General features: G+C 49.5%; 12 protein-coding genes and 3 pseudogenes. 6 read left to right on the forward strand and 9 right to left on the reverse strand.

Going from position 1 to position 19,436, the window contains the following annotated elements; translation table 11 throughout:
• The first annotated feature begins 92 nt into the window (after positions 1-92).
• From mutA to T499_RS0103930, 3 genes are read left to right on the forward strand one after another with little or no spacing between them, the layout of a single operon-like run.
• Entirely contained in the window at positions 93-1,955 is a 1,863-nt protein-coding gene (gene mutA / locus T499_RS0103920; protein ID WP_033149805.1) for a methylmalonyl-CoA mutase small subunit, read from the forward strand.
• A 19-nt stretch (positions 1,956-1,974) separates the two neighbouring features.
• A complete protein-coding gene (gene scpA, locus T499_RS0103925) occupies positions 1,975-4,140 on the forward strand; it encodes a methylmalonyl-CoA mutase (protein WP_033149806.1) in 2,166 nt (721 codons plus the stop codon).
• 2 nt (positions 4,141-4,142) lie between these two features.
• Positions 4,143-5,195: an NAD(P)/FAD-dependent oxidoreductase gene (locus T499_RS0103930; RefSeq protein ID WP_033149807.1), complete on the forward strand. Its 1,053-nt coding sequence runs from the start codon at positions 4,143-4,145 to the stop codon at positions 5,193-5,195.
• A gap of 59 nt (positions 5,196-5,254) precedes the next feature.
• Here the strand turns inward: T499_RS0103930 and T499_RS0103935 are convergent, their stop codons facing one another.
• Together T499_RS0103935 and T499_RS14605 are read right to left on the reverse strand one after the other, a co-directional pair.
• Positions 5,255-5,488, reverse strand: a complete 234-nt coding sequence (locus T499_RS0103935) for a hypothetical protein (protein WP_033149808.1) — start codon at positions 5,486-5,488, stop codon at positions 5,255-5,257.
• A 664-nt stretch (positions 5,489-6,152) separates the two neighbouring features.
• Entirely contained in the window at positions 6,153-6,302 is a 150-nt protein-coding gene (locus T499_RS14605) for a glycoside hydrolase family 97 C-terminal domain-containing protein (RefSeq protein ID WP_157054500.1), read from the reverse strand.
• 25 nt (positions 6,303-6,327) lie between these two features.
• On the opposite strand from T499_RS14605, the pseudogene T499_RS14610 reads away from it, so the two are divergent.
• Positions 6,328-6,480, forward strand: a pseudogene (locus tag T499_RS14610) (SDR family NAD-dependent epimerase/dehydratase); the annotation flags it as partial.
• Positions 6,481-6,817: 337 nt separating this feature from the next.
• On the opposite strand, the pseudogene T499_RS15110 reads toward T499_RS14610, so the two are convergent.
• The 6 genes and pseudogenes from T499_RS15110 to radA all read right to left on the reverse strand — a co-directional run.
• Positions 6,818-7,516: pseudogene (locus T499_RS15110) on the reverse strand (amino acid ABC transporter ATP-binding protein); the annotation flags it as partial.
• Positions 7,517-7,723: 207 nt separating this feature from the next.
• A pseudogene (locus T499_RS15115) lies at positions 7,724-9,241 on the reverse strand (ABC transporter permease subunit); the annotation flags it as partial.
• Positions 9,242-9,406: 165 nt separating this feature from the next.
• Positions 9,407-10,165 (reverse strand): CPBP family intramembrane glutamic endopeptidase, encoded by a 759-nt coding sequence (locus T499_RS14045; protein WP_052173356.1) that lies wholly within the window; start codon positions 10,163-10,165, stop codon positions 9,407-9,409.
• Between the two features lie 31 nt (positions 10,166-10,196).
• Positions 10,197-12,128 carry a glycoside hydrolase family 97 protein gene (locus T499_RS0103950; RefSeq protein WP_033149809.1) on the reverse strand — a complete coding sequence of 644 codons (1,932 nt, stop codon included), beginning with the start codon at positions 12,126-12,128 and terminating at the stop codon, positions 10,197-10,199.
• Positions 12,129-12,299: 171 nt separating this feature from the next.
• Positions 12,300-13,571, reverse strand: a complete 1,272-nt coding sequence (pgk, locus tag T499_RS0103955) for a phosphoglycerate kinase (protein ID WP_013065257.1) — start codon at positions 13,569-13,571, stop codon at positions 12,300-12,302.
• Positions 13,572-13,730: 159 nt separating this feature from the next.
• Positions 13,731-15,131 (reverse strand): DNA repair protein RadA, encoded by a 1,401-nt coding sequence (gene radA, locus T499_RS0103960; RefSeq protein ID WP_013063321.1) that lies wholly within the window; start codon positions 15,129-15,131, stop codon positions 13,731-13,733.
• An 86-nt stretch (positions 15,132-15,217) separates the two neighbouring features.
• Between radA and T499_RS0103965 the strand changes: the two genes are divergently transcribed.
• A complete protein-coding gene (locus tag T499_RS0103965) occupies positions 15,218-16,138 on the forward strand; it encodes an ABC transporter substrate-binding protein (RefSeq protein ID WP_033149810.1) in 921 nt (306 codons plus the stop codon).
• A gap of 3 nt (positions 16,139-16,141) precedes the next feature.
• Positions 16,142-18,331 carry a tetratricopeptide repeat protein gene (locus T499_RS0103970; protein ID WP_157054502.1) on the forward strand — a complete coding sequence of 730 codons (2,190 nt, stop codon included), beginning with the start codon at positions 16,142-16,144 and terminating at the stop codon, positions 18,329-18,331.
• On the opposite strand, the gene T499_RS14050 is transcribed toward T499_RS0103970, so the two are convergent.
• Positions 18,276-19,430, reverse strand: coding sequence for an acyltransferase family protein (locus T499_RS14050; protein ID WP_052173357.1), 1,155 nt, complete (start codon positions 19,428-19,430; stop codon positions 18,276-18,278). The genes T499_RS0103970 and T499_RS14050 overlap by 56 nt on opposite strands.
• Between the last annotated feature and the right edge of the window lie 6 nt (positions 19,431-19,436).

Genomic DNA, 19,436 nt, shown 5'->3' on the forward strand with positions numbered 1-19,436 from the left:
AATGCCGTTTTGAGCAAAAATGTTGTATCTTTGTCCACTGTTAAGAATAAACTTAAAACATTACTTATATAATAATTAAACGTATCAAATCTATGGCAAACAAAGAGAAACTCTTTACCGAGTTCACAGCCCCTACCAAACAGGAATGGCTCGACAAGATCGAGGTAGACCTGAAAGGTGCTGATTTTCAGAAGCGCTTGGTATGGAGAACAAACGAAGGTTTTAACGTACAACCCTTCTATCGCCGTGAGGATCTGGCTAACCTGAAAACACCCGATGCCCTGCCTGGCGAGTTTCCATTTGTACGTGGCAATAAAAAGGATTCGAACGAGTGGTATGTGCGCCAGAATATCGAGGCTGCCGACCCTAAGGCTGCTAACGCCAAGGCACTCGACATCCTGAACAAGGGTATCGACTCATTAGGTTTCCATATTCCTGGAAAGCTGGTTTCGATGGATACTATCGAGACATTGCTCGATGGCATTTACTGCGAGTGCGTAGAGGTTAACTTCTCTACCTGTCAGCGTCATTCGCTCGAACTGGCCGAAATCCTGAAGACTTATTGGACCAAGAAGGGTTACGACAAGGAAAAGATAGTAGGCTCGATTGAGTGGGACCCCATGAAGAAGATTGTGATGACGGGTAAGGATGTAACACCTGTGCTCGCCTTTGGTCCTAAACTGGCCGAGTCGCTCAAGGAGTATCCCAATTTCCGCAGCATCATCGTTCATAGCGATGCACTTAACAATGCAGGTGCCTACATCGTTCAGGAGCTGGGCTATGCTCTGGCTTGGGGTAACGAGTATCTGCAACAGTTGACCGATGCTGGTGTGGATGTGGATCTGGCTGCTAAGAGCATCAAGTTTAATATGGGTGTTAGCGAGAACTATTTCATGGAGATTGCCAAGTTCCGTGCCGCCCGCCTGTTGTGGGCTCAGATTGTAAAGCAGTACGAGCCTAAGTGTGATTGCGCTTGCAAGATGATTATCAACGCCACCACCTCTACTTATAACCAGACACTGTTCGACAGCTATGTAAACCTGCTGCGTTCGCAGACCGAGGCCATGAGTGCCGCTCTGGGTAGTGTCCATTCGATGGTGGTAACACCGTTCGATGCACCTTACGAGGAGGCAACTGATTTCTCTGAGCGTATCGCCCGCAACCAGCAGCTGCTGATTAAGGAGGAGAGCCATTTCGACCGTATCGTCGACCCATCAGCAGGTTCTTATTATATCGAGCACCTCACTGATGCACTGGCTACCGAGGCTTGGAAGATATTCCTGAAGGTAGAAGACGAGGGGGGATTCCTCGCTGCTATCAAGGCTGGAACCGTTCAGGACGATATCAACGCTACCAATATTAAGCGTCATGGCGATGCTGCCAAGCGTAAGGAGTTCCTGCTGGGTACCAACCAGTTCCCAAACTTCACCGAGAAGAGCGAGAACAAGCGCGCTTACAAGCACCATTGCGGTTGTGGTGGCGTGCACCATCATGGCGAGGAGACTGTAGCCTTTAAGGGTATCGAAAGCACCCGCTTGGCTGCCGACTTCGAGAATCTGCGTATACATACCGAGGAAACTAAGGTGCCTACTGCCTTTATGCTTACCATCGGTAATCTGGCCATGCGTCAGGCTCGTGCACAGTTCTCGTGCAACTTCCTGGCTTGCGCTGGCTATAAGGTGATTGATAACCTTGGATTCAAGACCGTTGAAGAGGGTGTTGATGCCGCTTTAGAGGCTAAGGCCGATATCGTGGTTATCTGCTCGAGCGACGACGAGTATGCCGAGTACGCTATCCCTGCCTTCAAGTATCTTAATGGTCGCGCCATGTTTGTAGTGGCTGGTGCGCCTGCTTGCATGGAAGACCTGAAGGCCGCTGGCATCGAGAACTTTGTACATGTAAAGTGCAACGTGCTCGAGACTTTGAAAGAATATAATCAGAAACTTGGTATTTAAAGAATAGGAGACTTGAATTATGCGTAAACAGTTTAAAGATATTGATATCTATGCAGGCATCAAGGCTCAGGATGGTGCCAAGTGGATTAAAGATAATGGTATTGAGGCCAACTGGAAAACCCCAGAGCACATCGAGGTTCGTCCGGTTTATACTAAGGAAGACCTTGAGGGGATGGAGCACCTCGACTTTACAGCTGGTATCCCTCCCTATCTGCGTGGTCCGTATTCGATGATGTACCCCTTCAAGCCTTGGACTATCCGTCAGTATGCCGGATTCTCTACTGCCGAGGAGTCGAATGCCTTCTATCGCCGTAACCTGGCTTCGGGTCAGAAAGGTCTTTCTGTAGCTTTCGACCTGCCTACACACCGTGGTTACGACCCCGATAACGCTCGTGTAGTGGGCGATGTAGGTAAGGCTGGTGTATCAATCTGTAACGAGGAGAACATGAAGGTGCTCTTCAGCGGTATCCCCTTGAACAAGATGTCTGTCTCGATGACCATGAACGGTGCCGTATTGCCTATCCTGGCATTCTACATCGTAGCAGGTCTGGAGCAGGGCGCTCAGCTCGAGGAAATGGCTGGAACCATTCAGAACGATATTCTGAAGGAGTTCATGGTGCGTAACACCTATATCTATCCCCCTGCATTCTCGATGAAGATTATTGCTGATATCTTCGAGTACACCTCGCAGAAGATGCCTAAGTTCAACAGCATCTCTATCTCGGGTTATCACATGCAGGAGGCTGGTGCTACAGCCGATATCGAGCTGGCTTACACCTTGGCCGATGGTATGGACTACCTGCGTACGGGTGTTAATGCCGGTATCGATGTGGATGCTTTTGCACCTCGCCTCAGCTTCTTCTGGGCTATCGGTATGAACCACTTCATGGAGATTGCCAAGATGCGTGCTGGCCGACTGCTGTGGGCTAAGATTGTGAAGAGCTTCGGTGCCAAGAATCCTAAGTCGCTGGCCCTGCGTACCCACTCACAGACTTCGGGTTGGTCGCTCACCGAGCAGGACCCATTCAACAACGTGGGTCGTACCTGTATCGAGGCTATGGCTGCTGTGCTGGGTCATACCCAGAGTCTGCACACCAATGCGCTTGACGAGGCTATCGCTCTGCCTACCGATTTCTCGGCTCGTATCGCTCGTAACACCCAGATCTATATCCAGAACGAGACTAAGGTGTGCAAGCAGATCGACCCATGGGCTGGTTCCTACTATGTTGAGACCCTGACCAACGAGCTGGTTCACAAGGCTTGGGAGCATATCCAGGAGATTGAGAAGCTGGGCGGTATGGCTAAGGCTATCGAGACCGGACTGCCTAAGATGCGTATCGAGGAGGCTGCAGCCCGCACTCAGGCTCGTATCGATAGTGGCGTGCAAACCATCGTGGGTACCAACAAGTATCGTTTGGAGCACGAGGATCCCATCGATATCCTCGAGGTTGACAACACCGCTGTGCGCAAGCAGCAGGAAGAGAGCTTGAAGCAGGTTCGCGCTACACGCGACGAGGCTGCCTGCCAGGCTGCACTCAAGGCTATCACCGAGTGTGTACGCGACTTTAAGGAAGGTCGAAAGAGCGAGAACAACCTGCTCGACCTGGCTGTCAAGGCTGCACAGCTGCGTTGTACTCTGGGTGAGATTTCAGATGCCTGCGAAGAGATCGTGGGCCGTTATAAAGCTGTAATCAGAACAATTTCAGGCGTGTATAGTTCAGAATCTAAGAACGATAAGGAATTCGAGGAGGCTAAGAAGCTTACCGACGAGTTTGCTCAGAAGGAAGGTCGACGTCCACGTATCTTCGTTGCCAAGATGGGTCAGGACGGTCACGACCGTGGTGCTAAGGTAGTGGCAACAGGTTATGCCGACTGTGGCTTCGACGTGGATATGGGCCCACTGTTCCAGACTCCCGAGGAGGCTGCCCGTATGGCTGTCGAGAACGATGTGCACATTGTAGGTGCCTCGTCGCTTGCCGCTGGTCATAAAACGCTGATTCCTCAGCTCATCGAGGAGCTGAAGAAACTGGGCCGTGAGGATATCATGGTAACTGCCGGAGGTGTTATTCCTGCTCAGGATTACGACTTCCTCTACAAGGCAGGTGTGGCGTGTATCTTCGGTCCTGGTACCCCGATTCCGTATTCGGCCATTCAGATGATGAAGATTCTGATGGACAAAGAGTAATTATGGAGAATATAAAGCATATTGATGTGTTGATAATCGGAGCCGGTCCTGCCGGCTCCGTTTGTGGTAGTCTGTTAAAGCAGGCAGGAGTTGAATGTTTGATAGTTGATCAGGCCACGTTCCCCCGCGATAAGGTTTGCGGTGGCGGACTTACGGTTAAGGCCTGGCGACTGTTGGATATGCTGCTGCCTGGCATTCAGTATAACTATCGCCCCATCACCCGCATGCGTTGTCAGTTCGAGAACGATGCCGTTTGCGAGTTTCAGGCCGAATATCCTATCCGTATGACGCGACGTAAGGACTTCGACTATTCGTTGTTGCAGTATTACTTGGACCACGGTGGCGAGCTGATGAAAGGTTCGTTTGCCCGCTTTGATCAGCAGGCCGACGGCCAGGTGCTTGTTACCCTCAAGTCGGGTGAGCAGATTTCGTGTCGTTATCTGGTGGCTGCCGATGGTTCTAACAGTCAGATTCGTCAGCAGATTCATGGCGATTCCAAGTTGCGGGCCATGTTCCTCGAGCAGTTCGACGAAGGTAAGGAGAGCGATGATGTGTTTGTACACTTCTCAAACAACTATCGTCCCGGCGTATTCTATAAGTTCTCGAGTGTTGGGCGCGATATGTATGGTTATGCCTCGGTCGAAACCAACGACGATATGCCCCGCCATAAGGCAGGCTTCAAGCAGGCGCTTACCAAGTTTGGCGTGCCCGTAGATCGCATCTGCGGCGCCTATATCCAGCTTGATACGGTGCCCCATACAGCCGATAATGTGATATTGATTGGCGATGCTGGCGGATTTGCCAATAAGCTTACGGGCGAGGGACTTTACGATGCCTTTAAAACCGCGGCCAATGCCAAGCGTGCTATTGTTGAGGGACGCTCGTTCAGCGAAACCAATAAGGAGGAGTTTCGCAAGATGGAGCATCAGAAGAAGGTGTACGAGTTCTTTTTCAGTCCTATCGGATGGCGACTGCTTCGCTGGGCTTTGCGTTGTCCCAGAATCATCAAATGGCTTTTCGATGCCAAGATGAAACGTGAAACGTTTCGTGCATAAAAAATAAAATCCCAGTAGTTGCTTACTGGGATTTTTACTTTTCGCATCTCTATCATAAATCAGCCGCGTTCGTCAATTCTGTACGCTCTGTTGTTGTCCTTTATGTAGATCTGCAGGTCGCTGAAGTAACCTGATTTTTGGATTTCGGCGAGGTTCATTTGGGCGTCCTCTTCCAATTGATACTCTTGGGCTTTAACCAGATTGCTGGTAAATTCCAGTATCTTCTTGTCTGTATCCAGAACCGCTATCCATTCTTCCTTCAGTCGGTTTCCGATAACAAATTTTTCACCCATAATTTTTAACTATTATATATTCGATCTGTAGTTTGTCGTTTAGCTATCTCAGCCACTGCTTTTGTTTAGCTGATGCAAAGATACGCACTTTCTGCCAACATTGTATCACCACACCCCCAAAAATCGTATGTAAACGTTTGAGTAAAACTGTTTCGTGCGCCGTATTTCTATCCTCTTTTGCTTGAATTTGCAAATTTATTTTTGTCAATTGACCTACATAACTACATAAAATCGCTTAAACCCCTCATACACAAAGGGATTTTTGTACTTTTCGACCTACATAAAAACTACATAAAACTACATAAAATCTACATGATTCCTGCGAAAAGTAGCTTTTCGAGATGCAAAAAGTAACTTTTCGATGCACAAAAAGAAATGACCTGCCTTACTAAAACAAACTCTTTAACTTATTCGCTATCTTTTTCCTTATTGGTCGATTAGAAATTCTCTAGAGAATTTTCGGCTTAGTGCCGTACTAACTATTTTTCTCTGCCTAAGTAGCGCAAAAATTCTCTAGAGAATTTTTACGCTACTATTCATGCTATGTAGTTTTATGTAGTTAGAATGTAGTTTTTATGTAGTTAGTAAAGCTCATGTAATGCCTATATATACAGGTGTTTTGAACGATTTTATGTAGTTATGTAGTTAACTTCCTACCTTCCAGTTATTCTATCGAGCCGCACCAGCCACCGTTGCGAACTAAGTGGAGTTTGAGTTGGGTGGATGGGGTTACTTGCTGCGCCTGCTTTTTGTAATCTACGGCGATGCGATGGGCATTGCGGCCGTCGCTGAAACTGGTGAGTGTCAAGGTCATCCAGAAGATAGGCGGCAAGAGTTAGATCGTGTTCCGTCCGCTGCCAAGCGACGATCCTAAGATGCGCCGTCCCGACATCACACTTGCCAAGCGTGAATTAGGATGGGAGCCCAAGGTGTCGCTCGACGAGGGACTGGATCATATCATTGCGTATTTCCGCCAAAAAGTGCTTATTTGATGGTGATGCGGAGGGTGCTGCCATCTACATGGATGTTGCGGCTGAAGTTGCGCAGGATGGTCACAGCTATGTCATCACTTTCTTGGCTGAATACGCTGCTATCGACGGCATGAGGACTATTGACGATGAACTGTAACGTGTCTTCCTGTTCAGAATAAGCCAGCGTCAGGCGTGTATTGGGGTGAGTGCCGAGGATGGCCAGTGTCTCGTCGATGACGTGTAGCACCGCAAAGATTTGCTGGCGCTGCAGATTATAATGCAGGCAGAACTGCTCCATCTGGGCCGTCATAGCATACCAGTCGAATTGCTTGGTCTCGATGAGGAAGTGCATTTCGTGTATCTGCTGGATGAACTGTCGGGTGCGTTCGCGCTGCGGATGGTCGAAGAGTTGGTCGGGGGTGCCATCCTCATAGATGACGCCATCGGCAAAGAATAGTACACGGCTACTCACCTGCCGGGCAAATCGCATCTCGTGTGTCACCACAATCATCGTCATCCCCTCACGTGCCAGTTTGGTCATTACGCCCAGCACCTCGCTCACCATGGTGGGGTCGAGGGCTGAGGTTGGCTCATCAAAGAGCAATATCTCCGGCTCCATGGCCAGTGCGCGGGCTATGGCCACACGCTGTTTCTGTCCGCCGGAAAGTTGCTCGGGCATGGCTGTGGCACGCTCGGCCAGTCCTACCATCTCAAGCAGTTGCTGAGCGCGTTTCTCGGCTTCCTCCCGTGTTTTTCCTAACAGTTGCATGGGCGCCAGACAGATATTGTCGAGCACCGACATGCCATTGAACAAGTTGAACGACTGGAACACCATACCCATGCGTCGCCGTAATAGCGGCACGTCGGCATTGCGTTCCAGTATGTCTTTTCCACCTATGAGAATGCTCCCGCCAGTAGGCTGCTCAAGGAGGTTAAGGCAGCGCAGGAAGGTGCTTTTACCTGTGCCGGATGGCCCTATGACAGAGATCACTTCGCCCCGATGCACATCAAGGTTGATGTCGCGCAGCACATCAAACGTGCCATAGCTCTTCTTCATGTGGGCGATGCTGATGACGGCCTCCTTCTCATCCTTCGGCTGCTCCAGTGCGTTGGTAGTAGGCTGCCGCTGGCTGTAGCGCTTGCGGCGAACGATGAACCAACCCCCGCTGCCGGCAATGACAAGTATTGCTACCATCCACGGCCAGGGGCTCGTGGGGTGCTCTGTGCTGGAAGAGTATGACGGATTCGTGATAATTGATGCTTCATTCTTGCGTGTGATCAGCACGATGTGCGACTCGATGTAGCCATTGGAGAAGAGTACCTGTTTTTGTCGCTCTTCGGTGATGCTGATGGCACCCATGGCCATGTCGGCCTTGCCTGTCTGTACAGCGGGTATCTGAGCGGCAAAGTCCATTACCAGGAATTCCAGTTGCCAGTTGCGGCGGTTGGCCCACTCTGTCAGCAGGTCGATTTCCAGGCCCGATGGTTTGCCGGAGTTGATAAAGTTGAAGGGAGGCATGGCAGGATAGGTGGCTATGCGCACGGTGCGCCCAGTGCCGCGCTGCTGTGGAATGTCCATAGCCGACGGATTGTCGGATTTCTGCCAGCGGTCGAATATTTTCTGATAGGTACCGTCGCGGCGGATTTCTGCCAGGAAACTGTTGAAGTCTTGCTGCAGCTCAGTATTTTTCTGGTTGAAGCATGCGCCAATAGGAATCGGTGTAAGTCCGGCTCCTACGGAGTCAACCTTGTCAGCCAGTTCCTTGTTGAATATCAGTGTGAGGCTCTCGCTGCCTGCCACATCCACCTTGCCGTTCTCCAGGGCAGCCATCATGTCTGTGGTGGTGGTCATGCGCAGTATGTCGGCATCGGGCGCCATCGTGCTTACTGCAATATCTTGGATACTGCCGATGATGACACCTACGCGCTTGCCCGATAGTGCCTTGATGGCTGGTGGTGCGTCGGTTGTGTCTGCTGTCGTTGCCTGCGCATCTGTTAGTATCGAAGGCACGTAGGCCACAAGCCCCGACAGGGTCAGCATGACGGCTGCAGCTGTGGCTTTGGTCCGCTGTTGTTGCAGTAGCGCAGTGAGCAGTTGGCCGATGAACCAGGCTATCAGGAAGTAGATGATGGCTGTGACGATGAGCGGGAAGAAGGCGTCGAAGGTGCGTGAGCGTATCAGGTCGGATGCTCGTGTCATATCGTTCACGGCGATGTAGCCCACGATGCTTGTGCCTTTCAGCAGACTTATTACCTCGCCCTGATAGACGGGCATGACAGCCTTGACTACCTGTGGCAGTATGATTCTGATGAATGTTTGTCGTTGTGTGTAGCCCAATGCCAGTCCAGCCTCCGTCTGTCCTCGGTCAATGCCTTGGATGGAGGTGCGCAGCATCTCGCTGATGTAGGCTGCGGTGTTCAGGGCAAAGGTCACGATGGCTACCACGATGCCAGTGGCATCTATTGGCGCCATTAGTACATAGTACATCAGCATGAGCAGCACCAGTACGGGGGTGCCTCGCATCAGGTCGATATACGCGTTGGCTATGTGTCGCAGCCATTTGTGGCGGTTCATGCGCATCCAACACACCAGTCCGCCTAATAGTGTGCCGAGAATCGTGGCGCAAAGGGTGATGATGAGTGTTACCTGCAGGCCATCCAGAATCATCTGATAGCGGTTTTCTGCAATCAGGTTGTTATTAAAACTCTCTGCCACATTGTTTGTTATGTCGGCACAGCCTGTCAGCAATAGGCTACCGGCTATTAGGATATTCTTTTTCATCGGGTTAATATTAGATTGTTTTTTTTCTTGGGCACAAAGATAAAAAGAATATCCGAAAAAAGCAAATTTGGCGGAGATAATTTTAGATATGTAAATTTTAGGTGTCGAGTTACAATCGCTCGGCACCTTGTTTTGTATTTCCCAAATCCCAGTTTCCCAGTTGTTCTACGGGGTGGGGGAATAAAGAAATTTTGCGTGCAGCCATTTAAAACTAACAACAGAAAGTGCAATAAGGATTACAATGGACAGAACAATTACCCAAGTATTCATTTGTGCATACTGTACATCTTTTAGTGGTGTAAGCAGGGTGATGGAATATAATGAGTTGTTTACCAGATGCAGCGATATGGTGAGCAACAGGCTTCGGGTTTTATAGTATAACCATCCGAAAAGAAGACCAACAAACAGGGCATTGATAATCATGACGGAATAGTAATGTAATGCCGAAAACACCAATGCAGAGCAAGTGATAGCCATCCATGATGACCATTTTTGCGATTGTAACATGCGACGGAGAAGGGCTCCGCGAAAAAAAATCTCTTCGCTGATGGGGGCAATAACAGATACTGTGAACAGCGCAAATGGATGACGGACAACCTCCATCTCCATTTGCGACTGACTATCTTTTGATATATGTAATAAGCTCGCACCCATATCAATGGCGTAACTCATCGTCGACAGACAGATAAATGCTACCAAAAATACGCCCCAGGAAAACCTGTTAACAGATATCGCATCCTGCAAATCGATGTATCGCAGTTTGTGGAATACTGGTATCAGTAGCAGTAGATACAACCAGTCATCAACTGCATAGCGATTGGTTTTGTCTAAATGAAAAACGTGAGCAAAAGCATAAGTGACCAGCATTGTTACTACTAATAGTGCAACTGCTAATAAAGCGTATTTTATGAGATCTTTTATCATAAACTGCGAAACTCAAACCTGATTGTTTGCACTATTCGAACGAGCCGCACCAGCCACCGTTGCGTACCAGATGGAGCGTGAGTTGGGTGGATGGGGTTACTTGCTGCACCTGCTTTTTGTAATCTACGGCGATGCGATGGGCATTGCGGCCGTCGCTGAAGCTGGTGAGTGTGGCTGGCTGGTTCAGAAAGTCGAGACTGATGGTGATATCTTGTGGCTTGCTGCCTGTGATGGCGCCTACAAACCATTTCTGACCTTTGCGCTTGGCTACTACGTAGTAATCGCCTGCCTTGGCAGCCAATACGCGGGTTTCGTCCCATGTGGTGGGTACCGAGGTTATGAAACGGGTACACTCCTGTTCGCGCAGATAGCGAGTGGGACTGTCGGCCAGCATCTGCAGTCCGCTCTCAAAGCACACGTAGAGTGCCATCTGATAGGCACGTGTTCCTCCTCCCATCGGTAACGAGCCTGTGCCGTGATTATCCTCGGGCTGAGCATTCTGCATTGAGCCTGGCGTAAAGTCCATCGCACCAACGGCATTACGCATAAATGGCAGCCAGATACTGTTCTCAGGTCGGCAACCTCCGCCTTGTTCCAAGCCACGCACACCTTCGTACGAAATCAGGTTGGGCAGGCGCTGTTCCAGGCCGGATGGCTTGAACGAACCGTGGAAATCCACCAGCAACTTGTGCTTGGCACACTCGCGGGCGGTGCGCTCGTAGAAGTTCACCATCCACTGGTCGCTGTGGTCCATAAAGTCGATCTTCAGTCCCTTCACACCCATATCGGCGTAATGCTTAATAAGGTCGGGATGCTGCTCAACGGTGAGCCATGATAGCCAGAGAATGATGCCGACCTGCTTTGGGGCGCCATACTCCACTAATTCTTTCACGTCGATATCATTGCTGTAGGTAAATGGATCTTCAACACGCTTGTTCCAGCCTTCGTCGAGCAGTACGTATTCTACGCCAAACTTCTGGGCGGTGTCGATGATGTATTTGTAGGTGGCGTTGTTGATGCCCGACTCAAAATCCACGTCCCAGATGGTCCAGTGGTTCCACCAGTCCCAGTTAACCTGTCCGGGCTTAATCCACGATACATCCTGCAGTTCGCACTTGCCGCCAAGTACCAGTTCCATCTGGTTGGCAGCTATCGTGGCATCGCTGCCGATAACGGCAAAACGCCAGGGTAGGGTGCGCTGTCCGTTAGTACGGGCAATGCAGTTGTGCTCTTTGGTGATGGTCCAACCTCGGTCGCCACGTGGCTCCCATGTCTCGGGCGATTTGGGATGAACGGCTGTAAAACCATTGGCGCCCGTGCTCTTAAGGAAAGTGTGGGGATAGTCGCGCACATCGCTCTCGGAGATAAGTACCTTGGTGCCTTTGGGACTTTCGAGCAGTACAGGCAGATAGGTTATCTCGTCGTCGGCCTTATACTGAGCTGTGCTGATGTGCGTGTAAGGCTGTTCGTACGAGGTGTTGAAGTTGCGAGTCTTCGAGATGTGAGCCTCGAAGACTGTGGGCAGATGGTAGTTGATACCTTCGTTTACGATATCTACAACACCTTTCTTATTTATAATAAAGCGATAGGCCACACCGTTGTCGTAGGCTCTGAACTCTACGCTGTAGCCCTTGAAGTTGAGCGTTAAGGCATTTGCCTTGTTGGGCACTACGGCCTGTTTTAAAGGCACTACAGGTCGTATCTGCTCATCAATCTTAGTACGTTTTGTGTTGCTTAACTTTGGGTTTACACCCAATAATTCCTGTCCAACTTGCAAGCTAAGTGGGCAATCTTTCAGAATCTGTTCGCCGTTGAACGAGGCGCTGTAAGTTAACTCTTTGCCAATATTGATGTTGGCTACGATTTTGCCGTTAGGCGATGCAAGTTTCTCTTGTTTGTCGGCCCAGCTGGTGTTGGTCAGTCCTGCCGCAAGGATAGTAATAATTAAAAATCTTTTATTCATTGTCTTTTTAGTTTGATAGTTTTGCCAGTGAGGGGTCCATACCATATCATTTCGGTGTTGGTGATTTTCTTGACTTGTGCCGACCAAGGCATGTTAAAAGCATAATGGCCGCCTGCTGTGAAGCAGAACGGCCATTGATTGGTTATTTAAAAATCGAATTGTGTCTGATTTTTACTCACCCTTGATAGCAGCTACGCCAGGGAGAACCTTACCCTCGATGGCCTCGAGCAGAGCACCACCACCAGTTGAGATGTAAGATACCTGATCAGCAAGTCCGAACTTGTTTACACAAGCTACAGAGTCGCCACCACCAATCAGTGAGAATGCACCGTTCTTGGTAGCCTCAGCGATAGCGTCGCCGATAGCACGTGAACCAGCGGTGAAAGCGTCGCACTCGAATACACCTGCAGGACCGTTCCACAGGATGGTCTTAGCACCCTTGATAGCCTCGGCAAATGCCTTCTGGCTCTCAGGACCAGCGTCAACACCCTCGAAACCAGCAGGTACGTTGTTAGCAGGGCAGTTGATGATCTGTGCACCCTCCTTAACACTCATAGTGCCGAAGTCGAGACCGTTAGTAGCGGTGCAGTCAGAACCCAGAACGAGTTCTACACCGTTCTTCTTAGCCAGCTCCTCAACACCCAGGGCTACATCCAGCTTGTCGAGCTCAACGATTGAATCACCAATCTCACCGTTGTGAGCCTTAGCGAAGGTGTATGTCATACCACCGCAGAGGATGAGCTTATCAACCTTACCGAGCAGGTTCTCGATGATACCGATCTTAGAAGATACCTTAGAACCACCCATGATGGCAACGAAAGGACGCTTGATGTTAGAGAGAACGGCGTCAACAGCCTGAACCTCCTTCTCCATCAGCAGACCCAGCATCTTGTTGTCAGCGTCGAAGTAATCGGCGATAACAGCAGTAGAAGCGTGCTTGCGGTGAGCTGTACCGAAGGCATCCATTACGTAGCAGTCAGCGTAAGAAGCGAGAGTCTTAGCAAACTCCTTCTGGCTGGCCTTCATAGCCTTCTTAGCCTCGTCGTATGCAGGATCAGCCTTGTCGATACCTACTGGCTTACCCTCTTCCTCAGGATAGAAACGAAGGTTCTCGAGCAGCAGAGCCTCACCCATCTTCAGAGCCTTAGCAGCATCAGCAGCCTTAGCGCAGTCGGGAGCGAAAGCAACGGGAACACCCAGAGCCTTCTCAACAGCCTCGCGGATCTGACCGAGTGACTTCTTAGCATCTACCTTACCTTTGGGCTTACCCATGTGGCTCATAATGATAGTAGCACCACCATCAGCCAGAATCTTCTTCAGGGTAGGCAGGGCACCACGGATACGGGTGTCGTCTGTGATCTTACCATTCTCATCGAGGGGTACGTTGAAGTCTACACGTACGATTGCCTTCTTACCGGCAAAGTTGAATTCGTTGATAGTCATAATTTAAATATTTAATAATGTGAAAAACTTCATTTTAAAATGCGACTGCAAAGTTACTAAAAAACATTGAACATTGAACATTGAACATTGATTATTTAATTCTTTTTTGCGCTCAACTATCAATTATGTAAGCAAAATGTTCAAAAGTATAGCAAATTGTTATCCGAAGATTGCACGTAGGGCTTCTTCCACCTTTCTTACAGGGTGCAAACGGATTGAATATTTATTCTTATCGAAGCCCTGAAGGTTGTATTTGGGGATAATCATATCGGTAAATCCGAGCTTCTCGGCCTCGGCAATTCGCTGCTCGATACGGTTGACAGGGCGCACCTCGCCACTCAGTCCAACCTCGCCTGCCATGCACCAACCTGACTCGATAGGTGTATCAACATTAGATGAGAGCACAGCCGCAATCACACTCAGGTCCATCGCCAAGTCGGTAACACGAAGTCCGCCTGCAATATTCACAAACACATCCTTCTGTGCCAGCTTAAAGCCCACGCGCTTTTCAAGCACAGCCAGTAGCATGTTCAGTCGGCGCTGATCAAAGCCTGTGGCCGAACGCTGAGGGGTGCCGTAGGCGGCTGTTGAAACAAGGGCCTGCGTCTCGACTAAGAACGGACGAATACCCTCGATGGCCGATGTGATGGCGATGCCCGAAAGGCCGTCGCGATCCTGTGTGAGCAGCAGTTCGGATGGGTTGGATACCTGTCGCAATCCGTTCTGCAGCATCTCGTAGATGCCCAGTTCAGCTGTAGAACCAAAGCGGTTCTTGATGCTGCGCAGAATGCGGTACATATAGTGCTGGTCGCCTTCGAACTGGATAACTGTATCCACAATATGCTCGAGGATTTTAGGACCTGCCAAGGTGCCCTCTTTGGTGATGTGACCAATCAGGATTACGGGCACACCGCTGGTTTTTGCAAAACGGAGTAGGGCTGAAGCGCACTCGCGCACCTGTGCGATAGAGCCTGCACTCGACTCAACATCCTCGGTAGAAATGGTTTGTATCGAGTCGATGACAATCAGTTCGGGCTGTACCTCTTTAATATGGTCGAAGATAGTTTCGAGCGAGTTCTCGGTAAGTAGCAGGAAGTTCTCGTTTTCGCCACCCAGTCGTTCTGCACGCATCTTTAGCTGATGGGCGCTTTCCTCACCGCTCACGTATAGAATCTTCTTCTCGGGCATGTTCAGCATCGTTTGTAGCGAAAGGGTTGATTTGCCGATACCAGGCTCGCCACCCAGCAGCACGATACTGCCAGGCACCAATCCGCCACCCAGTACACGGTTCAGTTCGGCATCGTGCATGTCGATACGTGGGTCGTCCTTTGAACTGATGTCGCGCAATCGCAGCACCTTACCTGCATGCAAAGCCGACGACTGGGCTGATGTGCCCGCGCTTAAACCGCCCCTTGCTGCAGCCGTTTTAGGGGTTGAACTGGGAGCTACTTTTATCTCCTTAAACGTGTTCCATTGTCCGCAGGCAGGGCACTTGCCAATCCACTTAGGCGATTCCTGTCCGCAGTTGGAACAAACGTATGCTATCTTATCTTTTGCCATATTGTGTGCAAAGGTAATAATAATAATTTAAAATTGATAATTGAAAATTGAAAATTAAAAAAAAAATTGTACCTTTGCACTCGATTATGAAGAAATTAGTTTTAGCATTCATAGCTCTCGTAATGCTCGCTGCTTGCGGGCAGTCGTACGAAGAAACCAAACGCCTCTCGCGTGAGCAGCGTTTGAAGTTGTGGCGTGAGGATTCGGCTGCACTCAAGATTGCCGTCATGCCCACATTGGATTGTCTGCCTGTGTTTGTGGCCAAGGAGCGCCAGATGTTTGATACAGCCGTTGACATCCGCCTGAAACGATATACCGCCCAGATGGATATTGATACAGCCCTGATTCGTGGTCGTGCCGAAGGTGCCATTACCGACTTGGTGCGTGCCGAGAAGATGATAAAGGAGGGCACACCCCTGCGATATGCCGCTGCTACCAATGCCTATTGGCTGATGCTGAGTCAGCGCCAGTTGCGTATCACCAACTTTAAGCATCTCGACGATAAGATGCTGGCCATGACCCGTTACTCGGTTACCGACATGCTGGGCGACATAGCTGTGGATAGTGCCAAGCTGGCTCCAGAGCGCGTGTTCCGCATACAGATTAACGATGTGAACATCCGTCTGAAAATGCTCGAGAACAACGAGATGGATGCCATGCTGCTTACAGAGCCACAGGCCAGTCAGGCCTTGCTGAAGAAGCACCACGTGCTGCTCGACACCCGTAAGGAGGATATGCAGATGGGTGTCCTTGTATTCCGCACCAAGAATATGGACGATAAGACCCGCCAGCATCAGATGGAGGTGTTTATGAAGGGTTACAAGCAGGCTTGCGACTCGATTAACCACTTTGGTGTTACCCACTACAAGGAGATACTGAAAAAGTACTACGGCTTAACACCTCAGGCCATCAATGCCTTGCCCGATTCGCTGAAGTTTACCTATCAGGCTGCACGACAGAAAGACATTGACCGCGCTAAGAACTGGCTTGAAAAAAAGAAGAAGTAACACATGTTTAGAGACGATACTTTAAATAACGTATTGGGTGCACTCGAGGGAAAGGACCTGATGTGCGCTATCAAGGATATGGAGAATTATCTGGCTGCCCATCCGCACCAGATAAATTCCGACCGATTGTTTGCCATCAAAACCGATTATCAGATGATGATCGACTATTGGCGCAAAGGATACAAAGACCCGGAACTTCCACAGCTTTACCATAAGCTGCTGCACCGTATGTATGTGCTTTATGCCAATGTGATGACTAATGCCCGTGTGCTGCAATCGCCCCTGATGGCATCGCTCTTTATGAAGGCGCATCTGAGTCCGCGCGACTGGTCGGTACAGGTGGTTCGCGAACAGTTAGAGAAGTTCGTGTCTGATATCGCCTTGCTGGAACTGGAACCTCAGCACACCGTTAAGGAGCGCCGCAAAGCGCTGCACCAGCAGCATACACAGCTGATGACCGAGCTTTTTGCCCACATTCTGACTGCCGACTTATGGACCGACGGACAGGGTGAGTCTATCGAACAACTGCTGTTGTCGCCGACCGTTGATTCTGCCGACCAGCAGCTCATTGTAAGTGCTATCACGTTAGCATCCATGAACTGCTACGATATGGTTAAGTTCCGTACGCTTATTCATGTGTACCAGCAGTCGACCGATGAATATGTGCGCCAGCGAGCCTTGTTTGGTTGGGTGTTCTCGCTCGATAACGAGTTAGAGGAATTCCTCTTCCCTGAGATGCGAACACTGGTTGAGCAAACCGTACAGAACCCCAACTGCATGAAGGAACTGATTGAGCTGCAGGAGCAGTTCTTCTATTGTCTGAGTGCCGATGAGGATCGTAACACCATCGAGAAGGAAATTATGCCCGAGCTGCTTAAGAATCAGCAGAAGATGCAGCATAGAGACGAGCAGGAACAGGACGAGGAGAATATCCTGAATGATATTCTGCATCCTGATGCCGAAGAGCAGGAGTTTGAAAAACTTGAGAACACCTTCCACCGAATGATCGACATGCAGAAACAGGGTAGCGATGTGTACTTTGGAGGTTTTTCGCAGATGAAGCGATATCCGTTCTTTAACGAGATTTCTAACTGGTTCACACCGTTCTTTACCGATCATCCAGGTGTAGCACACACATGGGATAAGTATGGCAACGTTAAGTTCCTGTCGAGCATTCTTGAGTTTGGCCCGTTCTGCAATAGCGATAAGTATTCGTTCCTGCTGGCCTTCGAGACTGTGTTGAATGGTATTCCCGAAAATGTACGTCAGATGCTGGATCGTGGCGAGGCCGTGATGTATCAGAAGTTAGGAACCGAGGAGATGAGTACCCCTGCTTATATCCGTCGTATCTATCTGCAGGACATGTTCCGTTTCTTCCGTCTTAATCCGCTCCGCAACGAGTTTAAGAACGTTTTCGAGAAGGATTCGTTCCAGAGCATGTTCATTACCCGAACCGCATTTGATAATACCGATATACAGGCTCATTTTAAGGAAGTTGTAGCTTTTCTGATTAAACGTAACCAGAAGAATTATGCTAAGGACTTGTTAGCAAACTGGTTTGAGGAGAAGTATCACGACTACGATTACTATATGCTGAAGGGCTATCTGGGTGATAATGTAGAGGATAGCTATCGTAAGGCGCTTGAGCTGAATCCTCAGAGCGAACGTGCCTTATTAGGCTTGGCCCGTATCTGGTTTAAACATATGGATTACGAGAAAGCACTCGATGCCTATAACCAGCTGCTGAAGATGAATGCCGATAAGAAATCGTATCAGCTAAACAAGGCCATCTGTCTTACCAATCTGTGTCGTTTTGAAGAGGCCGAACAGATTCTGTTTCGCCTGAACTTCGAGGATGCCGATAACCTGCATGTGGTGCGTGTGTTGGCTTGGGCGCTTACCGGCGATGGCAAGTACGAACAGGCAGGTCGCCTGTACGATCAGCTGTTGGCACAAGAGAACCCTGAGGATAGCGACAGCATTAACTATGGTTTCTATCTGTGGTTTACAGGTAAGATCGACGATGCTGCCAACTGTTTCCGTTCATACGTTACAAATGCCAAGCCCAAGGACGAGCGTTGGGCGACTCTTCACAGCATCATTTACAAAGAAAGTGACCTGTTGGAGATGAAGGGCATTACTGATCGTGAGATTCAGATGATGATCGACTGGGTTGACGTTTACAACGCTTAATCTTCCACTTTTCAGATAGCCACGTACCCAATAATGGTAAGCCTACACCTGCAATGGTGTAGAGCACCCAGAACGCGTCGTGCTGCGAGTTGTGGTGTATCACCATATGGCAACCTATCTGACGGATATCCAAGCTGTAGTACCATATCTTTATCAAGCTAACCACCTTGTAGGCTACAATGTGGAAGATAAAGATATTCAGCGTGTGGTCGCCCGTATATACCAGGAATCGTTTCAGCCAGTTATCTTTCTTGTCAAGCAGCATACTGATGTTGTACATCATCAGGAATCCCAGAATGGCTGGTACAGGCAGCGACAGGAACTGGGTATAGGTAGAGCGCCAGTTCATGTTGGCTGTTAGGTAGTGCGAGAACAGATACACAACTACACCGAACACAATGGTGGTCCAGAAGATGGCGTAGTAGCGCTTGATAGCTGCCTGATAGCTCTCGGCATACTGTCGGAAAATAAAACCGCAACCAAAGAAGAAGCAGCCCATCATATCGCGATAACCGCCCTGTATCAGTGTCAGCACCCTCAGTCCCTCGTAGGTTTTCCATCCGCACAGCAGCAGCATGATGACGCAGATGAGGTAGGGGATGGCTTTCTTGTAACGTACGGATGATACCGTGCTGTCGAGCACCTTATATATAATAAGGTATAAGATGCTGGCCACGAACAACCCACGGAAGAACCAGAACGCACCACATAGGAATGCATCGTATCCTGCCATCGAGGTAAAGATAGTCCATAGGTTCTGCTGCATCTGGTGCCAGCTGTAAGGGTGGGTAACACCGCCCATTTCATTGCCATACATCTCGTTCAGGATACCAATCTTGAACATCAGATTATGGATAAGCAGGAAGAACACGCTCCACTTAACAAAGGGGATATAAAGGCCCTTTACGCGCTTTTTTACAAACGTGGCTTCATCGTTCAGGTACTTCAACGAGAAGAAGTAGCCTGCGGTGATAAAGAACAGCGGCATGTGAAACTCGAAAATGAATCGGCACAGCCAGCCTGGAGCCTCGGCATGAGCTATCACCATCAGGATGATGGCTAAACCTTTTGCAATAGATATGACGGTGTTTCTGTTCATGAGTGC

The sequence above is a fragment of the Prevotella sp. RM4 genome, assembly GCF_000701965.1.
GTDB lineage: Bacteria > Bacteroidota > Bacteroidia > Bacteroidales > Bacteroidaceae > Prevotella > Prevotella ruminicola.